Annotated in this window: 5 protein-coding genes and 1 tRNA gene; 1 reads left to right on the top strand and 5 read right to left on the bottom strand. The window is 70.2% G+C overall.

Translation table 11 applies throughout. The features are described from left to right. Positions 1-76 (top strand) — tRNA-Glu (locus ACFDTH_RS16665). Positions 77-162: 86 nt separating this feature from the next. Here ACFDTH_RS16665 and ACFDTH_RS16660 read toward each other — a convergent pair. The 5 genes from ACFDTH_RS16660 to ACFDTH_RS16640 form a co-directional block, all read right to left on the bottom strand. Further along, positions 163-1,806 carry an alkaline phosphatase D family protein gene (locus ACFDTH_RS16660; protein WP_375288684.1) on the bottom strand — a complete coding sequence of 548 codons (1,644 nt, stop codon included), beginning with the start codon at positions 1,804-1,806 and terminating at the stop codon, positions 163-165. Continuing rightward, the gene (locus ACFDTH_RS16655; protein ID WP_375288683.1) at positions 1,806-4,328 is read right to left on the bottom strand and encodes a TonB-dependent receptor; all 2,523 of its coding nucleotides are present in this window, start codon (positions 4,326-4,328) and stop codon (positions 1,806-1,808) included. Before ACFDTH_RS16655 ends, ACFDTH_RS16660 begins: the two co-directional genes overlap by 1 nt. Positions 4,329-4,482: 154 nt before the next feature. Beyond that, a complete protein-coding gene (locus ACFDTH_RS16650) occupies positions 4,483-4,890 on the bottom strand; it encodes a DUF3035 domain-containing protein (protein ID WP_375288682.1) in 408 nt (135 codons plus the stop codon). Further along, a complete protein-coding gene (gene lspA, locus ACFDTH_RS16645; protein ID WP_375288681.1) occupies positions 4,883-5,413 on the bottom strand; it encodes a signal peptidase II in 531 nt (176 codons plus the stop codon). Before lspA ends, ACFDTH_RS16650 begins: the two co-directional genes overlap by 8 nt. Then, positions 5,410-6,976 (bottom strand): class I tRNA ligase family protein (locus ACFDTH_RS16640; RefSeq protein WP_375288680.1); only part of this gene is annotated, 1,567 nt, incomplete at its 5' end. The genes lspA and ACFDTH_RS16640, both read right to left, overlap by 4 nt.

The following is a 6,976-nucleotide window of genomic DNA, read 5'->3' as shown; positions in this document are numbered from 1 at the left end:
GGCCCCTTCGTCTAGCGGTCTAGGACGTCGCCCTCTCACGGCGAAAACACGGGTTCGAGTCCCGTAGGGGTCACCAGCGACGGCGGTCGCCATCATCGACATTCAGGCAGGTGCCGTCCGTCGGGCGGGCCGCTCCGGCGCGATGTTGCGCCGGAGCCGTACTCACGCCCTGCGCATCGTCCCCGACGCGGCATCGACCTCGAAGCGGGCGAGCGACTGCACCGCATAGGGCTTGGCGAAGATGGTCGACACAGCGCGATAGTCCGCCGAGGCGCGCTCCGGCGTCAATTCCAGCAGGATGAAGCCCTTGGCGCGCTGGTCGCAGAACTGCACTTCCTCGCCGGACTTCTCCAGGAAGGTGCCGAGCGGCACCTGTGGCAGCGAATCGCCGACGGACGGGCTGGAGACAGCCGACGTGCCGAATTCCGAGCCCACCGCCTTGCCCTGTTCGTCGGCGAGCGCATTCGCCCAGAAGGCGTGGCTGTCGCCCGAAAGCACCAGCGGGCGTGATCCGGCGCGGTGGAAGCTCTGGTACAGCCGCTCGCGCGCGGCGGGATAGCCGTCCCAGCTGTCGAGGTTGAAGGGCAGGCCCGCCTTGTACGAGGCCTGCGCCGCCATCACCCGCGCTGCGATCGCGCCGGGCAGCTGGCCCAGCATCGCGCGCTGCTCGGGCAGCAGCAGCTTTTCAAGATCGGGGCCGGGCACGCGCGCCATCACCACCTGGTTGCCGAGCACCTGCCACGGCCGCCCCGCCTTGACCGAGGCGGCGAGCTCGCCCTCCAGCCAGGCGCGCTGCGCCTCGCCCAGCAGCTCGCGATCGGGCCGGTTGCGCTCCGCCAGCACCGCGGCGAAGGCGGCGGGGTCGGGCGTCGCGCCCTTGAACTCGGCCTGTTGGCTGCGCGCGAGCAGCCGCGTTTCCACCATCGCCAGCGTGGCGAGGTCACCGAACTGGAAGGTGCGGTTGATCGCTTCCCACGGTCGGCCCGGCTGCGGATCGCGGATCGGCATCCATTCGAAATAGGCCTGCATCGCAGCGGCCTTGCGCTTCGCCCAATCCCCTTCGGTCTCGGGCTGGTGGTTCTGCGCGCCTTCGCGGAAACTGTCGTTGGTGGTCTCGTGATCGTCCCACACCGCGATCATCGCGGCGCGGGCGTGCGCCGCCTGGAGGTCGGGGTCGGTTTTGTACTGCGCGTGGCGGGTGCGATAGTCGGCCAGCGTAACGATCTCGTGCGGCGGCTCGACCTGACGGCCCAGCTTGGCGGCGATCTCGGCACCATAGCCGTCGCGGCCATATTCGTAGATATAGTCGCCGAGGTGGACGATCGCGTCGAGCCGCTCCAGCTTCGCGATCGCGTCATAGGCGTTGAACAGCCCGCCCGCGTAGAGCTGGCACGACACCACCGCCAGCGTCAGGTCGGCGACCTTGCCCTCCGGCAGTGTCCGGAACCGGCCTTCGGGAGAGCGGACGCCCGCCGCCTCGAACCAATAGCGATAGTCATGGCCGGGCTTGAGCTTGGTCGGCTCGACCTTGACGGTATAGTCGCGTGCCGCCCGCGCATCCGCCCGGCCGCGCTCCGCCACCGCGCCGCCGGCAAGCTCGGCGACCTGCCACTCGACCGCCACCGGTGCCTGGTGCCCGGCCGGCGGCGTCACCCGCGTCCACAGGATCGCGCCCCGCGCGGTCGGATCGCCGCTGGCGATCCCGTGGCGAAAGGCGATCGCCGCCTGGGGCCGCTCGGCGGCGACCGCGGGGGCGAGCGCGCCGGCGCCGACCAGGCCGAGCGCGGAACGACGGGTGATGCGCATCAGCGGCCTCCGAACCGGAAGGTGGCGGCGACACCGTAGAAGCGCGGGTTGCCGGCGATGAAGGTCGGCAGGCCCAGGCCGTCGCCGGTGTTGCCGGCATCGTTGATATAGCTCTTGTCGAAGGCATTCTCCACGAACGCCTCGATCTGCCAGCCGGCGGGGCTCTCATAGCCCAGGCGCGCATTGACCAGCGCATAGCCGTTCTGGAACTCGTCGCGCACGTTGTCCGGCACCAGTCCCTGCGCCTGGAGCACCGCCCGGTCGTTGTCGTCATCGAAGAAGACGCGGCTCTGCCAGGTGACGCTGGGGGTCAGCGTGATGCGGCCCGCGTCCGCGCCCAGCGGCACGCCCACGATCGCGCCGAAGGAGGCGGCATGGTCGGGCGACAGGCGGAAGCGGTTGCCGTCGCGTACGCCCGATTTGAAGCGGCTGTGGTTGTAGGCATAAGTGGCGAAGGCGGTGATGGCGTCGGTCGGCACCCAGCGCATCTGCCCCTCGAAGCCGTAGCTCTCGGCGCGGCCGGCATTGGTGGTGACGAAGATCGTCCCCTGCTGCTCGGTCGTCTGGAAGTTGCGATACTTGTAGTAGAACACCGATCCGTCGACGAACAGCCGGCGACCGAGCGTCGCGGTCTTGGCACCCAGCTCCCAGCTGTCCACCGTCTCCTCGGGCAACACGTTCAGCCGCGCCGCGCCGAGCGGGGCGGGGGGCGCCGCCGCGGTCAGGATCGCCGGGCGGCGGCCGCGCGCGTAGCTGGCGTAGAGGCTGGCCGAGGGCGACACCTCGTAACGGGCGAGCGCACGCCATGAGAAGCCGTCATTGTCGAGATCGGCGCTGTCGATGCCGCCATTGCCCGCGGTGGGCTGCGCGCCCAGGCCGAACGGCGGCACCGGATAAGTGGCCGACGTGGGGATGAACGGCGCGCCCGGCACCGCCAAAGCGCCCAGCAGCGCGTCGCGCACCGCCGCCGGCTGCGACAGCGCGCCGATCAGCCCGCCCAGCACCGAGCGGCCGTTGACCACCGCCGAGCTGAACCCGCTATACTTGTCGTCGCGCGTGTAGCGCAGGCCCGCGCCGATCTCGAACCGATCGGTGATCCGAAACGTCACGTCGCCGAACACGTCGAAAGCGTTGGTGCGCGCGCGGTTGGTGCTGGTTTCCAGATAGTCGCCGCGCAGGTTGGCGGCGATCGCCTGCGCCTGTGCCGCCGGTAGCGCCAGCCCGCGGGCGGCGGCGACGCCCTGGAGCAAAGCGCCGGTGAAGGCGGTGTTGCCGAACACGGCGAGCGGCGCCGGATCGGTGGCGGGGCGGCCGGGGATCGGCCCGGCGAGCTGGCCGGTCAGCCGCGCCAGCAGCACGCGCTCGTCGAACTGCGCCGGCGTGCGCTGGTAACCGTCCTCGAAGAAATAGCTGCCGCCGACGAAGGCGGTGAGCGGGCCGGCCTCATAGGTCAGCCGCAGCTCCTGGCTGAACTGGTTGCCGTGCGCATCCTCGGCCGCCGTCAGTACGGGCAGTGAGATGCCGTCCGCGTCGAAGATCTCCAGCGCGTCGAACTCGCGATAGGCGGTGATGGAGGTCAGCCGCAGCGCGTCGGAGAACTCCCAGTTGGCGATGCCGGTCGCGCCGCCGACCTCGCGGCGCAGACCCAGCGGCCGCCCGCCCTCGAAGCCCGCGCCCGGCGCCAGCGCCGCGCCGCTGTTGCGGCCCGCATCGCCGATCACCTCGCCGGTGACCGGATCGGTCGGGCGATAGGCGATCGACTTGAAGGCGGTGCCCGCGGGCGTGTCCTTCTGGTAATTGCCGATGATGTCGAGGCTGACCGGGCCGATCTCCTGGTGGACGCTGGCGCGCACCGCCCAGGTCCGCGCCGAGTTGAAGTCGCGCCCGCCCAGCAGGTTGTCGACATAGCCGTCGCGCTCGCGCACGCGGCCCGCCAGGCGGATCGCGCCGCCGTCACCGGTCGGCAGGTTGATCATGCCTTCGGCCAGCCAGGCGTTGTAATTGCCGTAGCTGCCACGCGCATAGCCCTCGACCGCGTCGGGATTGGCCTTGCTCTGCACCACGTTCACCGCGCCGATCAGCGCGCCGCGGCCGTACAGCGTCGACTGCGGCCCCTTCGCCACCTCGACCCGCTCGATGTCGAACAACTCGACGTAGGAGCCGCGCGACTTGGCGATCGAGACGCCGTCCTGATAGACCGAGACGCGCGGCTCGTTGAACGCGCTGCCGCTGTCGGAGGTGATGCCGCGCACCACGAAGCCGGGATTGTTGGGCGACTGGTTCTGCACGGAGAAGCCCGGCACGAAGCGCGCGACCTGCTCGAACTCGTTGAGGCCCAGCCGCTTGATCTGGTCGTCGGTCACCGCGGTCACCGCGATCGGCACGTCGAGCGCGTCCTGCTCGCGCAGCTGGGCGGTGACGACGATGTCCGCGCCCACGTCCGCCGGCGGCGCTTCCTGCGCAAGCACGGGCGTGGCGAGGCAGGCGACGGCGATCGTCGCGAACACGGAACTGCGATGCATGGGAACCCCTTTTGTCTTTCGGGGCCGCCTAGGCGCGCTCTATGACAGTTGCGGGACATCCGCGCCGGCCCGCAGCAGACGCACGGAAACGCGACCCGGCGAGGGGCCGCGCTTCCAGATTTGTCTGACGCGGGGGTGCACTCCCCGCGCGGCGTTACTGCGGCGCGCTGGTCTGCGCCTCGGGATTGTCACCCTCGGGCGCCGCGACGATCGCGCTGGTGGTCTGACCCTTGTCGACCACATTGGTCTGCGGGTCGCCGACATTGCTGCGCACGCCCACTTCGGTGCCCGAGCCGGCACCCGCCTGGTTCAGCGCGCCACGCTCCGCCGCGCTGCGCGCCGCATCCGGCCCGAACAGCGCCTCCAGCGTCTGGTCCTGACCCGTCGTCGTCTGGGTGCGTGCGGCACCCGGCTGCGGCGGGACCAGCGAGAAGTCGGGCGGGATCACCAGCGGCGCCTGGCGCGCGACCGCGAACTCGTCCGGCCGGTCGCGATCGAAGCCGCGGTGGCCGCAGGCGGTGAGCGCCAGGCCGAGGCCGCAGATCAGGACGACGTTACGCATTCACTTCCTCCGAAACCGCTGCCGCATCCGCCTTGGCCGGTGCGGCGGGCTTGTCGCGCGTGAACAGCGCGCGCGCCAGCAAAATCAGCACGCCGATCGTAATCGCCGCATCGGCGACGTTGAAGACCAGGAATGGCCGCCACTCGCCGAGGTGCAGGTCAGCATAGTCCACCACATAGCCGAGCCGGACACGATCCAGAATGTTGCCCAGCGCGCCGCCCAGCACCAGCCCCAGCGCGATCTGGTCCCAACGCGCCTGTTCGCGCCACAGCCACACCAGCACCCCCGCCGCGATCGCCCCGGTGAAGGCGACCAGCAGCCAGCGCGTGGTGTCGCTGGTTGCCGCGAACAGCCCCAGCGACACCCCGACGTTGGGGACGAAGCGCAGGTCGAAGATCGGCAGGATGGTGTGGACGTCGCCCAAAGCGGCGATGCCGAGCGGGCCGGTGACCAGCCACTTCACCAACTGATCGGCCACGAACAGGACGACGGCTACGGAAAGGCCCAGCGCGGGCACCCTCACGCCGCCACCTCCACCACCGAGGCGCAGCGGTCGCACAGGCCGCCGTCCACCACCTCGGGCAAGTGCCGCCAGCAGCGGCCGCACTTGTCATAATCGGTGCGCGTCACGCTCACCTCGGGCGCGGTCTCCACCTTGGCGACAATGAACACCTCCGCCAGCGCGTCCGGCAACAGCGGTGCTTCGGGCACGGTCACCTCCGCCTCCAGGCTGGAGCGCACCGTCTTCTCGCGGCGCAGCGGCTCGATCGCCTCGGTCACCCGCTCGCGCAAACGCCGCACTTCCAACCAGCGCGCGGCGACGTCCTCCGCCGCCTCGGCCGGCAGTTCGGGCCATTCCAGGAAGTGCACCGACCCGTCTTCGCTCGGGTAGCGCGCCTGCCACACCTCCTCGGCGGTGAAGCAAATGACCGGCGCGGCATAGCGCACCAGCGCGTGGAACAGCACATCCAGCAGCGTCCGGTACGCCCGCCGCTTGGGATCGCCCGGCGCGTCGCAATAGAGCGAATCCTTGCGGATATCGAAGAAGAACGCCGACAGGTCCTCGTTGGCGAAATCGGTCAGCGCCCGCATGTAGCGGCCGAACTCATAGCTATCCGCCGCCGCGCGCAGTTCGCGGTCGAGCGCGTGGAGGAGGTGGAGCACGTACCGCTCCAGCTCCGGCCATTCCGCCACCGGCAGCGCCTCGGCATCGCTGTACCCGTCGAGCGCGCCGAGCAGGTAGCGGAAGGTGTTGCGCAGCTTGCGATACGAATCCGACGCCCCGCCGAGCGCATTCTTGCCGATCCGCACGTCCTCGAAATAGTCGGTGGAGGCGACCCACATGCGGAGAATGTCCGCGCCGCTCTCGCCGATGATCTTGAGCGGATCGACGACGTTGCCGAGCGACTTGGACATCTTTCGCCCCTTGTCGTCCAGGGCGAAGCCATGGGTCAGCACCGCATCATAGGGCGCCCGCCCGCGCGTGCCGCAGCTCTCCAGCAGCGAGGACTGGAACCAGCCGCGATGCTGGTCCGATCCCTCGACATACAGGTCCGCCCTCGTCCCCTCGCCATAGCGCGCCTCGACGACGAAGGCGTGGGTGGAGCCGCTGTCGAACCACACGTCGAGAATGTCCTGCTGCGGCTCGTAATCGGCGAGGTCGTAGTCGGACCCGAGCAGCGTCCGGTGATCCGCGGTGAACCACGCATCCGCCCCGCCCTCGCGGAAAGCAGCGAGGATGCGCGCGTTGACCGCGGGATCGTTGAGATACGCGCCCGTGCGCCGGTGGACGTAGAGCGCGATCGGCACCCCCCACGCTCGCTGGCGGCTGATCACCCAATCCGGGCGGCCCTCGACCATCGATCTGATCCGGTTTTCCGCCCGCGCGGGCACCCACCGCGTGCGGGCGATGGCGTCGAGCGCAAGCTCGCGGAGGGTGGCCCCATTTCCCTCTCCCCCTGTGGGAGAGGGAGGGAGCGCCGAAGGCGCGGAAGGGTGAGGGGGAGCGAGGCTCGGATCGAAAGCCTCAGCCCCCTCACCCTCCCACTCGGCTGACGCCGAGCGGGCCCCTCCCTCTCCCACAAGG

Origin of the sequence: Sphingomonas sp. (genome assembly GCF_042096255.1) — a bacterium.
Taxonomy (GTDB): Bacteria; Pseudomonadota; Alphaproteobacteria; order Sphingomonadales; family Sphingomonadaceae; genus Sphingomonas.
This window is presented reverse-complemented; position numbering and strand designations above follow the sequence as displayed.

What these genes read in the sequence shown, in the direction of transcription:
- ACFDTH_RS16660 (WP_375288684.1), bottom strand. Translation starts at nt 1,806, where the DNA reads ATGCGCATCACCCGTCGTTCCGCGCTCGGCCTGGTCGGCGCCGGCGCG.
- ACFDTH_RS16655 (WP_375288683.1), bottom strand. Translation starts at nt 4,328, where the DNA reads ATGCATCGCAGTTCCGTGTTCGCGACGATCGCCGTCGCCTGCCTCGCC.
- ACFDTH_RS16650 (WP_375288682.1), bottom strand. Translation starts at nt 4,890, where the DNA reads ATGCGTAACGTCGTCCTGATCTGCGGCCTCGGCCTGGCGCTCACCGCC.